The following is a 17,304-nucleotide window of genomic DNA, read 5'->3' on the forward strand; positions in this document are numbered from 1 at the left end:
GCCCCATGGCGACCACAATCTCTGGGGCGCTCGTGGCCCTCGCGGTGGCGACGCCGGCGCACGCCACCAACGAGATCAACATCGACCACTTCCAGGCCCGGTCGGGGTCGGTGTCGATGCTCGTGTCGGCGGACGGCCTGCCCGAGGGCACCGTCGCCGACGAGAAGTCCCTTTCGGTGACCGTCGACGGCAACCCGGTGGAGGCCAGCGTCGACACGGCAGCCTCTGGCGAGATCGAGCGATCCACCGTGCTGGTCGTCGACACAAGCATGAGCATGAGCAAGGGTGACAAGTACGACGCCGCCGTGGCCGCCGTCAACGCCTACCTCGAGGCCACACCCGCCGAGATCGCCGTGGGCCTGGTGACCTTCGCCGGCAAGGTCAAGGAGCAGATCGCGCCGTCCACCGATCGTGCCGCGGTGCTCGCTGCCGTCCAGGGAGCCAAGCTCACCCGGGGGACCAGCGTCTACGATGCCATCGACGCGGCAAGCGAGCTTGTCGGCACGGACGGCGCCCGCTCGCTCCTCGTGCTCTCCGACGGCGCCGACACCAACAGCTCGACCACGCTCGCGGTCGCGTCCAACGACGCCACCAACGCCGGCGTCGTCGTCGACGTGGTCGCCCTTCAGGGCTCCGGCCGGGCGGCCGAGATCAGCACCCTCGCCGACAAGACCGGGGGCCGGGTCATCCCCGCCGACCCCGACGCGCTCAGCTCGGTCCTGGTGGAGCAGGGAGACGCCCTCGCCGGCCAGCTCCTCGTCGAGTTCGAGATCCCCCAAGGCGTCAGCGGCGAGGCGTCCGTCGACGTCACAGTGTCGGCAAGTGACCTGAGCTACTCCGACTCCGCCTACGTCGACCTGGGTGCCGCCCCAGCCATCGGCGCCCCGGACGTCGTCAAGTCGAGCAAGGCGCTGGTCAGCACCCCGGTGATGCTGCTCGGTGCCCTCGCCCTCTTCCTCGGCCTGGGCGGTGTCCTCTCGGTCGCCCTGACCGGTCCGCGAGGCCCTTCTACCGCGGAGGCCCGGCTCGACAGCTACTTCGCCGGGACCGACCCCCAGTCGGGGGCGAGCCGTCGAAAGAGGCGGGCACACACCGAAGCGGCCTCCCTGCGGCAGTCCGCCCTCGCCGTGGCCGACAAGGTCGTCAACGCTGACCTGGAGACCCGTATCGCCCAGCGACTGACCGGAGCCGGCTCGGCCCTCACCGCTTCGGAATGGGTGCTGCTGCACGCCGGCATGGCCGTGGGCGGCTCCGCCGTCGGGTTCCTCATGGGCGGCGCCGTCCTGGGCATCCTGGGACTGATCACCGGCACTGTGGTGCCGTGGATCTACCTGAAGTGGCGCCACCGTCGTCGGCTCAATGCTTTCAACGGACAGCTGGCCCAGACGCTCGGCCTGATGGCCGGCGGCCTCCAGGCCGGCTTGTCGCTCCCTCAGGCGGTCGATACCGTCGTGCGCGAGGGACACGAGCCGATGGCCGGCGAGCTGCGTCGGGCGCTGGTCGAGCAACGCCTGGGCGTCGACATCACCGATGCGCTGACCAGCGTCGGCACTCGGATGGACAGCGACGACTTCGGTTGGGTGGTCATGGCCATCCGGATCCAGCGCGAGGTCGGCGGCAATCTCGCCGAGATCCTGCACACGGTCTCCGACACGCTACGCGAACGGGAGTACCTGCGCCGTCAGGTCAAGGCCCTCAGCGCAGAGGGAAGGCTCTCGGGCTACATCCTCGTGGGCTTGCCGCCCTTGATCTTCGTCTACATGCTCTTCTCGAACCGGGACTACATCTCAGTGCTCTACACGACGGGACTGGGGTATGCCCTGCTCGCTGCAGCCGTCGTACTGCTCGGTATCGGGTCCTGGGCCATGTCCAAGCTCGCGACTGTGAAGGTGTGACGCGATGTACCTCATGATCGGCGCCGTCCTCGTCTTCGTCGCCTTGGCCCTGTGCCTCTCGATCATCGGCGTGGTGACGACCGAGCGCCGCGGGGTGGCACGCTCGGTGGCTGCCATCCAGGCGCTCGACCGAGCTCCGGACATCGTCAAGCAGGAGCTCGAGCGCCCGTTCGCCGAGCGCGTGCTCGGCCCGCTCGGCGACCAGCTCGTCGGCACCGGGCGAAAGATGGTGCGCGCCGACACGGCGAAGAAGCTCCACTACCGCCTCAACGTCGCGGGCAACCCGGAGGGCTGGGACGTCAACCGGCTCATCGGACTCAAGGTGCTTGGCCTGGCTGTGCTGGGCGCCCTCGGTTTGCTCTACCTCTCCGGGATGGAGTGGCCCTTCTACCGGGTGGTCGCCGGCACAGCCCTCGCTGCCACCTTCGGGTACGGCCTGCCCAACCTGCTGCTGTACAACGCTGGCACCAAGCGCGAGACCCTCATGCGCAACTCGCTACCGGACGCCATCGACCTGCTCACCGTTTCAGTTGAGGCCGGACTCGGCTTCGACGCTGCCGTCGAGCGGGTGGCCCGCAACACCAAGGGCCCGCTGGCAGAAGAGTTCGCCAGGCTCCTGCAGGAGATGCAGATCGGTGTCGGCCGGGCCGACGCCATGCGCGCCATGGCGGAACGCAGCTCCCTCGACGACCTCAAGTCGTTCTGTCTCGCGATGGTCCAGGCTGACAGCCTCGGCATCCCGATCGGTCGCGTGCTGCGCATCCAGAGCTCCGAGATGCGCACCAAGCGGCGCCAGCGGGCCGAGGAGAAGGCCCAGCAGGTGCCGGTGCGGATGATGATCCCGCTGGTCCTCTTCATCCTCCCCTGCCTCTTCATCGTCATCCTCGGACCGGCCGGGATCCAGATCGCCGACACGTTCAGCAAGACGTGACCTCGCCATGACACCGATGGCGCCGCTGGACACGGGGGTCGTCCGCCCGGCGCTGCAGTCGTGGCGCACGACGACAGCCGTCCGGGTCTTCGCCACCGCCCTCACCGCGGGGACCGCGCTCCACGCCGGAACGCTGGTGGCGACGGCGCCCCTGGTGGTCGTGCTCGCGCTCGTCGCGGCCGTCACCTCCGTGCTCGAGTGGATGACGCGCAGCCGTCCCACGCACTGGCACGCGGTCGCGGAGGCGGTCGCCGTCACGTCGCTCATCGTCGCCACGCGCTCCACCTCCGAGCTGGGGGCCTACCTGGCCGTGCCCTTGATCGTCGCCGGCGTGCGCCACGGCCTGGTCACCACGCTCAACGTCACGCTCGCCTCCGGCCTCACGCTCGGCGCCGCCATCGCCGCCGACCCGGCCGACGACGCGCTCACGCGCGCGGCCGACGCCGCGCCGTGGTTGCTGATCGGGCTCGGCGTGGGCGTGCTCGCCAGCTGGCAGTCCCGATCCACGCGGACCCTGATGGCCCGGCAGGCGCCGCACGCGGCGGCCTACCAGCTGATGGAGCGGGTCCACGAGCTCGCCAGCTCCGGCGACCTCGGCTTGGACACCGCCTCGCTGGCGACCGAGCTCGACGCGGCCATGCGGCACACGACCGGGTGCGCGCGCACCACGGTGCTGGTCGCCGACCCCGATGGCACGCTCCGCTCGCTCCACGGCGAGGACGACCTGCGCCGGCTGGTCCCCGAGATCCACCTCCCGCGCGCCGAGCGCACCCCCGGGACCGCGGTCGTGCCGCTGCGTGGCGCCCAGCAGACGCTGGGCTACTGCGTGCTGGTGGGCGTGCCGCGGTGGACGCACGAGCTCGACGAGCGCGCTCTCGAGGTGGCCGACGAGTTCGCCGTACGCCTCGACACCGCCGTGCTGTTCGACGACGTGCGCACGTTCGCCAGGTCGGAGGAGCGCAACCGGATCGCCCGCGAGATGCACGACGGCGTCGCGCAGGAGATCGTCGGGCTCGGGTTCCTCGTCGACGAGATCGAGGCGATCAGCGACCACCCCGAGACCCGCGAGCTCGTCACCGCGCTGCGTGCGGAGATCACCCGCCTCGTGTCCGAGATCCGGCTCTCGATCTTCGACCTGCGCCACGAGGTCGCCGACGGCCGCTTGGTCGCCTCGCTGTCCGACTACGCGCGCGAGGTCGGCCACACGACCGGGATGCGCGTCCACCTGTCCCTGGCCGAGTCGGGGCCCCCGTTGTCCCCGCGGCATGCCACCGAGGTGCTGCGCGTCGCGCAGGAGGCCATCGGCAACGTGCGCAGACACGCAGGCGCCGACAACCTGTGGGTGGCGTTCGACACCGACGGTGCCGCCCTCCGCCTCGACGTCGCCGACGACGGCGTCGGCAACGCCGGGCCGCGTGAGCGGCACTGGGGGCTCCAGGGCATGCGCGAGCGTGCCGAGAGGGTCGGCGCGACGCTGGACGTGGTGCCACGCCCCGGCGGCGGAACGCTCGTCACCCTGCGCTCGCGCGAGAGCGCACCTCACGAAGGAGGATCCGCCCATGGGCATCACCGTGTTGCTCGTTGACGACCACGAGCTGATCCGCCAGGGCCTCGCGCGTGCGTTCGAGCGCGACGACGACATGAGCGTCGTCGGTCAGGCCGGGAGCGTCGCCGACGGGGTGGCGGCGTGGGCCGACCTCCGGCCCGACGTCGTCGTGACGGACCTCCAGATGCCCGACGGCCACGGCCTCGACGTCGTGCGGGCCGTCCGCAGGACGAGCGACTCCACCGGCCTGGTCGTGCTGACCATGCACGCCGGCGACGACCACATCTTCGCCGCGATGGAGGCCGGCGCCTCCGCGTTCGTCGGCAAGGACAGCAAGGCCTCTGACGTCGTCAGCGCGGCCAAGCACGCCGCCGTGGCGCCACGTACCTTCCTGTGCGCCGGGCTGAGCGCGGCGATGATGCGGCGCGCGACGGGTCCGTCCACGCCGCGGTTGTCGGGGCGCGAGGAGGAGGTCCTGGTCCTGCTCGCCGAGGGCCTGGGCACGGGCGAGATCGCCGGCCGCCTCTACCTCAGCGAGTCGACGGCCAAGACGCACATCACCCACATCTACCAGAAGCTCGGCGCCGCCAACCGCGCCCAGGCCCTGGTCACCGCCATACGGATGGGGCTCCTGGACGGCCACACACCCTCGCGGTTCTGACCGCGCTCCGACAGGTGCGAGCCTGTGGTCCAACCCGACATCGGGCACTAGTCACAAGGGACTACTCACGTGCGGCCGATCACCCGATTCGACGGGTGCGGGAAACGACGAAGATTCTTCATGACGGGTCCACCGGGGCTCGGACATCCGGACTCATCATCCACACACTTCAAGGGGTATCACCATGATCCAGTTCCTCACCATCATGCTCAACGCTCGCCGCGACGAGGAGAAGGGCGCCACCGCCGTCGAGTACGGCCTGATGGTCGCGCTGATCGCCGTGGCCATCATCTTCGTGGTGTCTCAGCTCGGCGACAGCCTTTCTGGACTGTTCGAGAACGTCGGCGACGAGATCGACAAGAACAGCACCCCTGGCGGCGGCGGCGCCTGACCGTCCGAGGTCACCGAGGGCCGGCGTGTCGCAGTTGCGGCGCGCCGGCTTTCCTCACCGAGATCCGAACGCCCGATGCCCTGAGGAGGCTGAACTCATGAGGACGCAAGACGTGACCCGTGATGAGCGAGGTGCCACGGCCGTCGAGTACGGCCTCATGGTCGGCTGTATCGCCATCGCCATCATCCTCGCGGTGACCGCGTTCGGCGCGTCGGTCGGTGACCTCTTCCTGATCCCTGCAGAGACGTTCGAAGGCCCCTGATCCCAACGTTCGTCACGAAGGCCAGCGCAGCTGACCACGCGTCCCCCTGTAGGCGACCGGTCCTCCGGTCGCCTTCAGCCCATTTCGAGCGCCTCAGCCTGCGACGCGAGCGAGCCGGTCCTGCCAGAGAGTGGTGAGGTCGTCACGCGAGAGCCCCTGCTCCGCCAGGGCGCGAGCCGGCGTTGAGCCACCGCTCACCTCGTCGTAGAGCTCGACCAGGCCCCGCTCCCCCAGGCGCTCCGCCACGATCCGGCAGGCCAGCCACGCCTCCTCGTAGCGGGCCTGGAGATCCCGCCCCCGCGCGTCGAAGTCCGCTGCAGTCGGCAGCGCCTCGCGAACGCCCTCACGTCGCGCGACAGCGATCGCCCTCCCGAGAGCCACGCGGTCCGGCAGCTGCGTGTCGCGCAGGGTGACGTAGTCGGCGAAGCCCTCGAGCAGCCACGGCTCGACCGGACGACGGACGGCATCCGTGGCGACGTGGACGAGCTCGTGGCTCATCACGGCCTGGGCGCCGCCACGGCCCACCCCGGCGGTCACGTCGGGGTTGACGAACACGTGCACCGGCCCCCGCTCGTCCCACGAGTCGCCCACAGCCGCGGTCACCGCGGCGATGCCGGCGTACGTGCCCGGCTCCGCGCCGAGCGCCTCGTCGAGGTCGGCGCCGGAGGCGGGCACCTCGACCACCACGGGAGCCGACCACTCGGGCAGCACCCGGCGCACGACCTCGATGCCGCGCTCCGCCCGCTCACGCACGACCTCGGCCTCGCCGCGGGACCCCTCGGCCATCACGAGGACCCCGGGCGAGCTCGTCACCGACAGCTTCGCGCGCAGCCAGAGGGGCAGCCGGACGCCACCTCCCGCCTCGCCGCCGAACCCGGCGATGCCGAGCCGTGCGCCGTCGGGCGCGAAGCGCACCAGCACCTCGGCGCGCGCCGGCGCCTCGTCGTAGCCCCGGACCCGCCACGTCAGCTCGGCCACCCCCGTCCACGACCCGTCCGCGGCCACCGAGCCGCGCTGGCGGACGTAGCGCGCGCCGACCTCGGTGAGGACGAGCGACCGCGCGTTGGTCGCGACGGCGGACAGCAGGGCCTCGGCCGCAGGCACTCCGGGGGGCGCGAGCCGCGTGAGCGCGGCGGCGTCGCGCTGCTCCACGCCGTCGACGAAGGACGCCAGGGCAGCGGCTGCGCCGGCCGGGCTCGCGCGTGGCCCCCCCACCGGCCGCGGCGGGGTCACCTCGTGGCGCACGTCGCGCACGAGGACGAACGCGATCGCGGCGACCAGGCACAGCGAAAGGCCGGCCGCCCACAGGAGTGGACGACCGGCCTTCGCGAGGTGCGTGTCAGCCAGGGCGGACCGCGCCGACGTAGGGCATCGAGTGGAGGCCGGAGACGACGACCCCGGTGCCCGGGTTGGCGGCGTGGACGATCATCCCGTTGCCGATGTACATGCCGACGTGGCTGATCGGGCTGTAGTAGAAGACCAGGTCGCCGGGCTGCAGGTCGCTCGCCGCGATCCGCGGGCCCGAGCCGAACTGCGCGCTGGAGGAGTGCGGGAGCGACACGCCCGCCTGCGCCCAGGCACGCATGGTCAGGCCGCTGCAGTCGAACGCGTTCTCGCCCATGGCGCCGTAGACGTAGGCGTCGCCGACCTGCGCCATGGCGTACTGCACGGCCGCGGCGGCACGACCCGAGGCGGGCACCGAGCTGGGTGTGCGCACCGTGGCGCTGCGCGAGGCGAGCATCCGCTCGCGCTCCTCGGCCTCGAGGTCCGCGAGGAGCTCCTTGGCCTCGGCGAGCTTGTCGTCGACGGTGTCCTTCTCGGCGCTCAGCTGCTCGGTCAGCTCCGCGATCTCGTCGGTGCGGTCGCTGGTGGCCTCGCGGCGGATCTCCAGGGCCTGGAGCTCGGTGTCGTAGTCGGACAGCAGCGAGGACTGGAGGTCGTTGAAGGACGACATGGTCGAGAGCGAGTCGAGGAAGGCTCCCGGGTCCTCGGAGACGACGATCTGGCCCATGGTCGAGATGCCCTCGCCCTCGAGCTGTCGCACGACCGCGTCGGAGACCTGGTCGCGGACGGCGTCGAGCCGCTCGTCCTGGCGCTCCTGGTCGGCCTTGAGGCCGCGCAGGTCGCGGCGGAGGTCGGCCAGGTCGAGGCGGGCGTCGTGCAGGCGCTCCTGGGCGGCCTCGGCCTCGTGGTAGAGGTCGTCGACGCGGACCTTCACGTCATCGATGTCGGGGTCGGCCTGCGCGGGGGTCGCGGGCACGAAGGCGATGGCAGCGATCGCGGAGAGACCTAGAACGGTCGCACCAACTCGCTTGCGGGTGTGAGCCACGAGCGGGGGAACTCCTCGGGATGTCGTACGCCTACCAGGTGAGCTGACGGGTTCGGCACGACTGGCCTACCCCTGCTCCTCGTGCCGCTCGCGCGACACGCCTCACAGGGGATTCACCCCAGGGGAAGTGTGGTTCCCCGGCTCGTGGACCACGGGTGATGCGGGGGTGTGGTCCACGACTCGGCGCGACGTCCGCGCGGGCCTGGTGACCCACTGCCACGGACGTCAGCCCACACCATAGGCCGCTCATGGAGCCGTCGCCAATCTTCGGGGCAATCGGGGACGAGCGTGTCCTGGCGAGCCTCACGCCGACTCGATGACCGGGCCGGCCACCGGCTCCACCAGCCGCAGCGGCGGCACCAGCCCTCCCGAGGCGAGCACGTCGAGCGCGGCCCTCTCGTCGTCGTCGATGGTCAGCTCGGGCGGCGGGCCGAGGAGCACCGTCACCACGCAGTCGTGGCAGTGCAGCCCGCGCACCACGCAGGTGTCGCAATCGATCCGTGTCGTCATGTCCCGAACGGTGACAGGGGCCACCGACAACGCCGCGGGGCGCCGAGGCGCACCGGCGTGTCGGGCTAGGAGCCGATGAGGGCGAGCAGTGCCGAGACGGGCATGGTGCGGGCGCCCTCACGGGTCACGTCGCGCGCCACCGCCCGGTCGCCGGTCACCACCACGACCACGCGGCCCCGCGGTTCGGCCGCGACGAGCTGGCGGATCACGTCATCGGCGATGACGCCCGGCGGGCTGAAGACGACCCTCACGCCACGCGGGGCCGGCATGGCCGTGCGCACCGTGGACTCAGCGGCGTCGAACACCACTGTGGTCTCCGCCCCGGTCCGCGCCACGAGCGCACCCAACGCCGCGACCAGCCGGCTGCGCTGGGCCTCGAGGCTCGCTGTCGGCCACCTCTCCTTGGTGACGTTGTAGCCATCGATGACCAGCCGCGCGCGCGGCATCCCCAGCGTCTGCTCGAGGAGCGCCGGCGTGGCAGGCGCACTCGAGGCCGGCGGGCCGGCGACGCCTGCGAGCGCCGACTCGACCGCGTCTCCGGGACTGCCCGTAACGGCCGGGAGGGCCAGCTCGCGGCGCAGGCCGGTGGCAGCGTCGACGACCGCGTCGAGGAGCAGCCGGGCCCGGACCGTCGCGGCGTCCCGGTCGGATCGGGCGTCACGGCGGCTGGCCGCCAGACCCGACTCCGCCTCGTCGAGCTGGGCGCGCAGTCGTCGTACGTCGGCCTCGGCGGCGCGGGTCGCCCCCTCGGCGGCCGCGATGGCCTCGTCGCGGGCCGCGTAGGCCGCGTCGCGGGCCTCCTCCGCGGCGCGCAGCACGCCCCGGGCCTCGCCGAGGCGCCGGCGCAGCACCGTGTGGTCGGCCTTGGCGCGCGCGAGCTCCTCGCGGTGCTCGGCCCGCACCGAGGTCAGCTCTGCCTGGAGCGCGGCCACCTGCGCGGTCAGGCGCGCGTGCTCGGCCTGGACCTGCTCGTCGCGGACCTCGTCGCGATCCAGGGAGTCCGCGACGTCGGCGACGACGGCCTCCCACCCTTCTTCCCTGGCCAACCACGCTCGCGCGGCGACGTCGATCGGGTCGTCGGGTGCGGCCGGCAACGCGGCGACCTGGACGGCCGCGTGCTCGCGGAACGCGCCGTCCTCCAGCGCCGACCAGATCGCGGCGGCACCCAGCCGGGCACGCCGGGCGGGCGCGAAGCCCGCGACCTTGCGCAGCGCCGGGGGCACCGGCGTGACCGACGGCAGGACGGCCGACACCATCGCGACCACACGCAGGCGCAGCCGCTCGGGCAGTGCTGCGGGTCCGGTCACGGGGGTCTCGTCACCCGGCGGCGGGGTCGCCGGCGGTGTCGGCGGAGGCGCGGTCGACGACCTCGATGGCGTCGCTGCGCCCGCACCAGCGGCAGGACACCGTCTCGACCGACTCGGCACGCACCGTCTCCTCCTCGACCTGGTGCTCACCGGCGAGGTCGAAGTGCCAGTACTCGGTCGTACGGCGGGTGCGCGTCACGTCGAAGCGGGTGAGGTTGCCGCACCCGGCGCAGCGCCACCGCTCGCCGTCGCCGGGCACGCGGAGGTCGGCGGTCTGCTCGGGCACGGGTGCTCCTCATGGGTCGGGAAGGCTCGGGATGGGTCGGGACCGGTCGAGCGCGGCCGGTCTGTCGGGCGCGGTCAGCGTAGTCCGCGTGCCGTCCCCACCGTTGTCGGATCCCACGTCTAGCGTCGTGCCACATGAGCACCACCGCCCACCGCCCGACCCGGGAACGGTCCCGTTGGGAGGCCCAGCGCAGCTTCGACGAGCTGGGGCGGCCGCTGCGAGACCTGACGTTCTGCGTGGTCGACCTCGAGACCACGGGCGGTTCGGCGGCCGGCGGCTCGATGATCACCGAGATCGGCGCGGTGAAGGTCAGGGGCGGCGAGGTGCTCGGGGAGTTCCAGACCCTCGTCAACCCGCACGCCGAGATCCCCGCGTTCATCGCGGTGCTCACCGGCATCAGCAACTCGATGGTCCACGACGCGCCGCCGATCGAGTCGGCGCTCCCGGCGTTCCTCGACTTCGCCGCCGGCTGCGTCCTCGTGGCCCACAACGCGCCCTTCGACGTCGGCTTCTTGCAGCACTTCGCCCGCCAGCAGGGCCGCCCGTGGCCGAAGTTCGAGGTGCTCGACACGGCCAAGCTCGCCCGGCGGGTGATCACCCGCGACGACGCGCCCAACTGCAAGCTGTCGTCGCTGGCCAGGCTCTTCGACTCCAGCACCACGCCCAACCACCGCGCGCTCGCCGACGCCCGCGCCACGGTCGACGTGCTGCACGGGCTGATGGAGCGTCTCGGCGGCCTGGGCGTCCACACCCTCGAGGAGCTCCAGACCTTCTCCTCCCGGGTCAGCACCGCGCAGCGGCGCAAGCGCCACCTCGCCGAGGGCCTGCCCCACTCCCCCGGCGTCTACCTGTTCCGCGACGAGCGCTCGCGCGTGCTCTACGTCGGCACATCGAGGGACCTGCGCACCCGCGTCCGCACCTACTTCACCTCCTCGGAGACCCGCACGCGGATGGGCGAGATGGTCGGGCTGGCCGAGTCGGTGACCGGGATCGAGTGCGCCACGCCGCTCGAGGCCGAGGTGCGCGAGCTGCGGCTGATCGCCGAGCACAAGCCGAAGTACAACCGTCGCTCGCGCTTCCCCGAGAAGGTCCACTTCGTCAAGCTCACGCGTGAGGCCTGGCCGCGGCTCTCCCTCGTCCGCACGGTGCTCGACGACGACGCCGACTACCTCGGCCCCTTCGCGTCGAGGAAGACGGCCGAGAAGTGCCTGGCCGCGCTCCACGAGACCTTCCCGGTGCGGCAGTGCAGCGGGCGGCTGCCGCTCACGCCGTCCCGCTCGGCCTGCGTGCTCGCCGAGATGGGCCGCTGCCTGTCGCCTTGCGACGGCTCGACCGACGCCTCGACCTACGCCGCGGTGGTGCGCCAGCTGCGCGACACGCTGCTGCGCGACCCCCAGGAGGTCGTCGAGGCGATCAACCAGCGGATGACCGCGCTCGCCGACCATGAGCGCTTCGAGGAGGCGGGGGTGCACCGCGACCGCCTCGCCACCTTCGTCCGTGCCGCCGCCCGCACCCAGCGACTGTCGGCGCTGACCCGGTGCCCCGAGATCGTGGCGGCGCGCCGCGAGGACGACGGCCGCTGGTCGGTGCACGTCGTCCGGTTCGGCCGGCTGGCAGCAGCGGGCCGGATCCCCCCGGGTGCCGACGCGCACCAGTACGTCCGCGAGCTCAGGTCGAGCGCCGAGACCGTCGCGAGCGCGCCGGGCCCGGTGCCCGCCGCGACCGCCGAGGAGTCGGAGAAGGTGCTGCGCTGGCTGGAGTCCCCGGGCGTGCGCCTCGTCGACGTCGACGGCGAGTGGGTCTGCCCCCTGGGCGGAGCCGCCCGGCACCTCGCGCTCTACGACGCTGCCGACCAGTCCCGGCTCTCGCTCGTGCCCTTCGACGAGCAGCGGCTGCCCTCGCCCGTGCACCGGCCGGTGCGCTGACGGGGCACGGGCGAGGCGTCAGTCAAGGCCGATGCTGAAGGCCGCCTCGAGGTCGTGCCGGGAGTAGGTCCGGAAGGCGATGTGCGTCTCGGTCTCGGTGACGCCGTCGACCTTGTTGAGGCGGTCGGCCACGACCGAGGCCACGTCCTCGTGCTCGCGCACGCGCACCAGGGCGATGAGGTCGATCTGCCCGGTCACCGAGTAGACCTCGCTCACCCCGTCGAGGGAGGCGATCGCCTCGGCGACCTCCGGGATGCGCGCGACGTCGGCCTTCACGAAGACGATGGCGGTGATCATGGCCTCACCGTAGCGTCCGCGCGCGTGTCGGCCGATCGGGCGGAGCCCCTAGTCATTTGTGACCACCGGAACCGATTCCGGGACCCGATGGCCTCCGCGCGACCTAGCGTGGCGGCGTCTGAGCCACGCCACGAGGGGACCTCCGGGGATGTCACGAAAGCTTGTCGGATCATTCGCGCGCGCTGCGGCGATCGCCGGTCTGTGTCTGGGGGTCCTGGTCGCTCCCGCGCAGCTGACGCACGCAGCGCCACCGGCACCGACCAGCCTGACCGCCCAAGGAGCGCCCATCCCGACTCTGTCGTGGGATGCGCAGCCGGGCGCGACCAGATATCGGGTGCAGGGCTCGGAGAGCTCCTCGTTCGCCTCCCTCCTGTTCAACCAGGAGACGACCGCCACCTCCTACACCCCGGCCCGGGTCCTGCGGGCTGGCGCGCTCCACTGGCGGGTCCAGGCCGTCGACAGCAGCGGCGCGAGCGGCTGGACCGTGTCGTCGGTCGACATCGGCGATCTCGTCAAGCCGTCCAACGTGGTCGTGTCCCCCGGCGAGCGGGTGCTGCCGCCCGTCTCTCCCCCGATCATCTCGTGGGACGCCGTTCCGGGCGCCGTCTCCTACGAGGTGGAGATGGACGCCGAGGGCGATGGTGTCGGCGGATCCGTCAAGGACGTCAAGACGACCACCTACGTGTGGCCGGATCCCCAGGGCGTCGGGGAGCGCCAGGGGACCGAGGACTTCTTCGTGCGCGTGCGGGCGAAGTTCGACAACGGCCTGCAGAGCGAGTGGACCGCCTACACGAGCTACGACGTCACCCAGCTGCCGCCGGTGACGTCGTCCACCTGCAGCCCCGGGCTCGTCTGCGCTCCCGACCGGGCCAGCGGGATCCGTCCACGCGTGGAGGTGCAGGACGTCGTCTTCGACTGGGACCCGGTCAAGGGTGCCAAGGAGTACGAGATCTGGGTCGCGCTCGACCCCGACTTCAACACCCAGATCGAGAAGCGCAAGGTCCTCTCGACCCGCTACTCCCCCATGACGACCTACGACAACAACACCTACTACTGGAAGGTGCGGGCCTACAACGCCGCCGGCGAGCCGACCCCGTGGCCCGCCGCCCCGAGCGTGTTCGACCGGCGCTGGCCCTTCAAGCCGTCCCTGGTCTACCCCCCCGTCTCCTCGACGCCCGTCGGCGACGACGTCTACTACCAGTGGACACCCGTCCGACACGCGACGCGATACGTGCTCGAGGTCGGCAACGACGAGAACTTCACGCCGGGGACCTTTGCGTCGTGCACGACACAGTCCACGACCTACGTCCCGGGATTCGCGAGCGACCGGTGCATGCCTTACCAGGGCACGACCACCTACTGGCGTGTCCGAGCGTTCGACGGCCCTCGCCAGGTCAACGGCGTCTACTCCGACGCCGGCCGTTTCGTGTACGACAGCGGCCGGGTCCAGGCCATCTCGCCTGCCAACGGCAGCACGGTCGCCGTGCCGACCTTCCGCTGGCAGCCGAGCCCGGACGCCAACGCCTACCTCATCACGTTGACGGGTCCTGCCGGGACGGTGACGGCAACGACGTCCGCCCTCTCCTGGACCCCGACGGCTGCGCTCCCCTCCGACAGCGACGCCGAGGACCCCGCGCGCAACCCCGACGTCTTCACCTGGCAGGTCGCGGCGATCGACGGCGACAAGCGAGTCTCACCGACCTTCACGATGGGCACCGTCCGGGTCCTCGAGGCTCCGGTCGCCGCCGGCACCACGCCGCTGGCACCCCTCCCGCTCGCGTCGGGCCAGATCACCTCGCGGTTCCCCGCCCTCGCGTGGGAGCCGATCGCGTCGACCGTCGACGCCCCCGTCTACTACAAGCTCCGCGTCTCCGAGACCGAGGGATACGTCCTTCCGGAGAGCGCCACCCCCATCCTGTCCACGAAGCTCGCCTACCCCGCAGTGACGGACCTCTCCACATACTTCCTCCGGCCGGGCACCAGGACCTGGTGGGTCGAGGCGTTCGACGCGAGGACCAACGCCCGCCTGGGCACAGGCCAGAGGTCCACCTTCACGATCGAGGCACCCACCCGTGCCGCGGGGCACCAGGTCGCCCTCGACGGGCGTTCGGTGGACTCGGGGCACTCGTGCACCAAGCGCCTCGTCGTGGTCGGCGGCGGGCCCGACGAGCAGAGCGTCTGCATGGGCATGTCGGCCACTCCGGTCCTGGACTGGGAGTCCGTCCCCGGGGCCGGTGGCTACCAGGTCTACGTCGCCGAGGACCCCGACTTCACGGTCCTTCTGTACGACGGGGTGCAGACGATCTCCTCGCGGTTCACCCCTTCAGAGGACCACTCCCCGAGCGCCCTTCCCGACAACGAGGCGGGGTCCGCGTACTACTGGTACGTCCGTCCCTGCGCGCAGGTGAGGCCGACGCACAACTGTGGCCCCGGGCCATCCGGTCAGATCGACTCCGGGGCGGGCGCCTTCCGGAAGGTCTCCCCGAGGATCGAGCTCGAGTCTCCCTCGCCCGATGCCACGCTCGGCAACCAGGTGACGTTCCGGTGGACGGACTTCCACCTGACCAACCAGGCCGCGTCGCCCGTCTACGGCGGATCGATCCCGCCCTACCAGACCGCGCAGCGCTACCGCCTGCAGGTCGCGCAGTCGGCGACCATCACCGACAACAACACCATCGACGACGTGACCGTCGATCAGACCACCTACACCGCCTTCACCAAGACCTACCCCGAGGGTGACCTGTGGTGGCGCGTCCAGGCCATCGACGGCAGCAACAACCGCCTCTCGTGGTCCGAGACGCGCAAGATCGTCAAGGCGACCCCGGCGACCAACCTCGACCCCGACACCGCCGCGGCGCCGGAGGAGGGAGTCGTCGACGGGGCAGCCCTCCCCGCCTTCAACAGCCGTCAGGCGGCGGGAAGCACGCTGTTCAGGTGGAGCGCCGAGGACTACGACGCCTCGTGGGAGCTGCAGGTCTACAAAAACGACGACACGGTCCCGTCCTCGGGCAACCTGGTCTTCACCACCGCCACCAAGCAGGCGGCCTTCGTCCCGGCGACTCCCCTCGCCGCGTCGTCGGAGCCCTACCGCTGGCGCGTGAGGCGCACGGACGTGGGCGGCAAGGCGGGGCGCTGGTCCGACCTGGGTCGGTTCTACGTCGACCCGCTCCCGCTGCAGCTCAGCAGTCCCACCGACCAGGCCGCGATGCAGCCCGTCGGAACCGCCTTCCGGTGGGCGAGCTACGGCCACGCTGCCGCCCGTGCCGCCAAGTACACGATCGACATCGAGCCGGCGAGCAGTGGGGCGACCAATACCGCCGCGGTGACGACGGCCGCGACTGCCTGGACGTCCCCGGCCAACCTGGCCGACGGCACCTACACCTGGTCGGTCAGGGCGCTCGACGTCGCCGGCAACAGCATCGGCTCGAGCCCGACCTGGACCTTCACGGTGGACGCCGGCCTGCGCGCGATCACGCCGGCCCAGATCACGGCACCCGAGGGGTCGTCGGTGGGCAAGACGCTGACCAGCGTGGCCCCACTGTGGAACCAGGCCGACGTCCAGGTCACCTACCAGTGGCTGCGCAACGGATCCGCGATCCGCAACGCGGTCGGACCGGCGTACACGCTCACGACCGACGACTACAACCGAGTCGTGTCCCTGCGCGTGACGGGAGCCAAGGCCGGCTACGTCAACGGTCAGTCCGTGAGCAACGAGATCAGCGTGACGGCGGGAGGCGCGCTGCAGAGCGCGGGTGCGCCCACCATCACCGGCTCCGCGAGCCCCGGAGGAAGCCTACGGGCGACCACCGGGTCGTGGTCTCCCGCAGCGACGACCTTCCGCTACCAGTGGCTCCGGAGTGGGGTCGCCATCCCGGGCGCGACGAGCGGCAGCTACCGCGTCACCTCGGACGACGCCGGCAAGGACGTGTCGGTCACCGTGTTCGCCTCTGCGGCGGGATTCAGCGAAGGAGCAGCCACCGCGGCAGCCGTCGCCGTGGCCCGGCTCGGGTCCACCGCGGCCGGCGCGCTCAAGGCGTCGCGCGTCAAGGTCGGCAAGCGGGCGAAGCTGACCGTCACGATCACCGTGACCGGCCTCAGCACGCCGAGCGGCGTGGTGCAGGTCCTCGACAAGGGCAAGAAGATCGCCCAGTTCACGATGGCCCCGGTGCACAAGGGCAAGAAGACGCTCAAGCTGCGCAAGCTCGCCAAGGGCAAGCACCGTCTGCAGGTGGTCTACCTGGGCAACGGACAGGTGTTCGGCTCGAAGTCGAAGAAGATCGTGCTCTACGTCATCAAGTGATCCCGCCGGCGGCCGGGTCACGGCGGGATAGTCTCCCGCCGTGACCTGGCTCGCCGACCACTGGCTCGACCTCCTCGGCTGGGGCGGCAGCGCCCTGCTCGTCTACTCGCTCCTGCAGGCGAGCGTCCTGCGCCTGCGTGTGCTCAACGCGATCGCGTGCGTGATCCTGATCGTGTTCAACGCGGCGCTCGGGGTGTGGCCGATGGTCGGCATGAACAGCGTTCTCGTCGTCATCAACGCATGGTTCATCGCCCGGATGCTGCGCGACCGGCACGACGAGTCGGCGTTCGAGGTGCTCGAGGTCGACCCGTCGGACGCCTACCTGCGCCACACGCTCACCGTGCACGGCGCCGACATCGCGAAGTTCAACCCGTCGTTCGTCCACGACCCGGGCGACGACCAGGACGCCTTCCTCGTGCAGAGGGGCGACGAGACGGTCGGCGTGGTGCTGCTCCTCAGGAGCGGTGACACGGCCGACGTGCTGCTCGACTACGTCACCCCGCGCTACCGCGACTTCTCCCCCGGCGAGTTCGTCTGGCGCAAGAGCGGGCTCCTCGCCGAGCGCGGCATCCGGCGCGTCGTGACGCCCCCCGGCATGGTCGACGCCTACTACGACCGGCTCGGGTTCAGGCGCGAGGGACCGTCCTACGTGCTCGAGGTCTGA

15 protein-coding genes and 1 riboswitch are annotated in these 17,304 nt (G+C 71.5%); of the genes, 9 read left to right on the forward strand and 6 right to left on the reverse strand.

Annotated elements, in window-relative coordinates; all coding sequences use genetic code 11:
• The first annotated feature begins 5 nt into the window (after positions 1-5).
• From JX575_RS12045 to JX575_RS12070, 6 genes are all read left to right on the forward strand, one after another.
• Positions 6-1,895: a type II secretion system F family protein gene (locus JX575_RS12045; protein ID WP_186341018.1), complete on the forward strand. Its 1,890-nt coding sequence runs from the start codon at positions 6-8 to the stop codon at positions 1,893-1,895.
• A 4-nt stretch (positions 1,896-1,899) separates the two neighbouring features.
• Complete coding sequence (locus JX575_RS12050) at positions 1,900-2,826, forward strand: type II secretion system F family protein (protein WP_186341017.1); 927 nt, start codon at positions 1,900-1,902, stop codon at positions 2,824-2,826.
• A gap of 7 nt (positions 2,827-2,833) precedes the next feature.
• Complete coding sequence (locus JX575_RS12055) at positions 2,834-4,411, forward strand: histidine kinase (protein ID WP_186341016.1); 1,578 nt, start codon at positions 2,834-2,836, stop codon at positions 4,409-4,411.
• Positions 4,386-5,033: a response regulator transcription factor gene (locus tag JX575_RS12060; protein ID WP_186341015.1), complete on the forward strand. Its 648-nt coding sequence runs from the start codon at positions 4,386-4,388 to the stop codon at positions 5,031-5,033. Before JX575_RS12055 ends, JX575_RS12060 begins: the two co-directional genes overlap by 26 nt.
• Before the next feature lie 184 nt (positions 5,034-5,217).
• Positions 5,218-5,424 (forward strand): Flp family type IVb pilin, encoded by a 207-nt coding sequence (locus tag JX575_RS12065; RefSeq protein ID WP_206054383.1) that lies wholly within the window; start codon positions 5,218-5,220, stop codon positions 5,422-5,424.
• A gap of 112 nt (positions 5,425-5,536) precedes the next feature.
• On the forward strand, positions 5,537-5,686 hold the full coding sequence (locus tag JX575_RS12070) for a Flp family type IVb pilin (protein ID WP_241005128.1): 150 nt from the start codon (positions 5,537-5,539) through the stop codon (positions 5,684-5,686).
• Between the two features lie 93 nt (positions 5,687-5,779).
• Here the strand turns inward: JX575_RS12070 and JX575_RS12075 are convergent, their stop codons facing one another.
• The 5 genes from JX575_RS12075 to JX575_RS12095 form a co-directional block, all read right to left on the reverse strand.
• Positions 5,780-6,940, reverse strand: coding sequence for a hypothetical protein (locus JX575_RS12075; protein WP_186341013.1), 1,161 nt, complete (start codon positions 6,938-6,940; stop codon positions 5,780-5,782).
• A gap of 85 nt (positions 6,941-7,025) precedes the next feature.
• Positions 7,026-8,015: a C40 family peptidase gene (locus tag JX575_RS12080; protein WP_186341012.1), complete on the reverse strand. Its 990-nt coding sequence runs from the start codon at positions 8,013-8,015 to the stop codon at positions 7,026-7,028.
• Between the two features lie 26 nt (positions 8,016-8,041).
• Positions 8,042-8,201, reverse strand: a riboswitch (cyclic di-AMP (ydaO/yuaA leader).
• A 117-nt stretch (positions 8,202-8,318) separates the two neighbouring features.
• Entirely contained in the window at positions 8,319-8,525 is a 207-nt protein-coding gene (locus JX575_RS12085; RefSeq protein ID WP_186341011.1) for a hypothetical protein, read from the reverse strand.
• Between the two features lie 65 nt (positions 8,526-8,590).
• Positions 8,591-9,832, reverse strand: coding sequence for an NYN domain-containing protein (locus JX575_RS12090; protein ID WP_241005129.1), 1,242 nt, complete (start codon positions 9,830-9,832; stop codon positions 8,591-8,593).
• 10 nt (positions 9,833-9,842) lie between these two features.
• Positions 9,843-10,118: a hypothetical protein gene (locus JX575_RS12095; RefSeq protein ID WP_222129525.1), complete on the reverse strand. Its 276-nt coding sequence runs from the start codon at positions 10,116-10,118 to the stop codon at positions 9,843-9,845.
• Between the two features lie 134 nt (positions 10,119-10,252).
• Here JX575_RS12095 and JX575_RS12100 point away from each other — a divergent pair, with 134 nt between their 5' ends.
• A complete protein-coding gene (locus JX575_RS12100) occupies positions 10,253-12,043 on the forward strand; it encodes a DEDD exonuclease domain-containing protein (protein ID WP_186341010.1) in 1,791 nt (596 codons plus the stop codon).
• A gap of 18 nt (positions 12,044-12,061) precedes the next feature.
• Here the strand turns inward: JX575_RS12100 and JX575_RS12105 are convergent, their stop codons facing one another.
• The gene (locus tag JX575_RS12105; protein ID WP_186341009.1) at positions 12,062-12,340 is read right to left on the reverse strand and encodes an Lrp/AsnC ligand binding domain-containing protein; all 279 of its coding nucleotides are present in this window, start codon (positions 12,338-12,340) and stop codon (positions 12,062-12,064) included.
• A 334-nt stretch (positions 12,341-12,674) separates the two neighbouring features.
• Here JX575_RS12105 and JX575_RS12110 point away from each other — a divergent pair, with 334 nt between their 5' ends.
• Both JX575_RS12110 and JX575_RS12115 read left to right on the forward strand, forming a co-directional pair.
• Complete coding sequence (locus JX575_RS12110; RefSeq protein ID WP_186341008.1) at positions 12,675-16,640, forward strand: Ig-like domain repeat protein; 3,966 nt, start codon at positions 12,675-12,677, stop codon at positions 16,638-16,640.
• A gap of 40 nt (positions 16,641-16,680) precedes the next feature.
• Positions 16,681-17,304, forward strand: coding sequence for a GNAT family N-acetyltransferase (locus JX575_RS12115; protein ID WP_186341007.1), 624 nt, complete (start codon positions 16,681-16,683; stop codon positions 17,302-17,304).

This window comes from Nocardioides sp. zg-1228 (assembly GCF_017086465.1).
Lineage (GTDB): Bacteria > Actinomycetota > Actinomycetes > Propionibacteriales > Nocardioidaceae > Nocardioides.

Excerpts from the sequence above, each read along its gene's own strand:
- JX575_RS12045 (WP_186341018.1), top strand. The coding sequence starts at position 6 with ATGGCGACCACAATCTCTGGGGCGCTCGTGGCCCTCGCGGTGGCGACG.
- JX575_RS12050 (WP_186341017.1), top strand. The coding sequence starts at position 1,900 with ATGTACCTCATGATCGGCGCCGTCCTCGTCTTCGTCGCCTTGGCCCTG.
- JX575_RS12055 (WP_186341016.1), top strand. The coding sequence starts at position 2,834 with ATGACACCGATGGCGCCGCTGGACACGGGGGTCGTCCGCCCGGCGCTG.
- JX575_RS12060 (WP_186341015.1), top strand. The coding sequence starts at position 4,386 with ATGGGCATCACCGTGTTGCTCGTTGACGACCACGAGCTGATCCGCCAG.
- JX575_RS12065 (WP_206054383.1), top strand. The coding sequence starts at position 5,218 with ATGATCCAGTTCCTCACCATCATGCTCAACGCTCGCCGCGACGAGGAG.
- JX575_RS12085 (WP_186341011.1), bottom strand. The coding sequence starts at position 8,525 with ATGACGACACGGATCGATTGCGACACCTGCGTGGTGCGCGGGCTGCAC.
- JX575_RS12100 (WP_186341010.1), top strand. The coding sequence starts at position 10,253 with ATGAGCACCACCGCCCACCGCCCGACCCGGGAACGGTCCCGTTGGGAG.
- JX575_RS12105 (WP_186341009.1), bottom strand. The coding sequence starts at position 12,340 with ATGATCACCGCCATCGTCTTCGTGAAGGCCGACGTCGCGCGCATCCCG.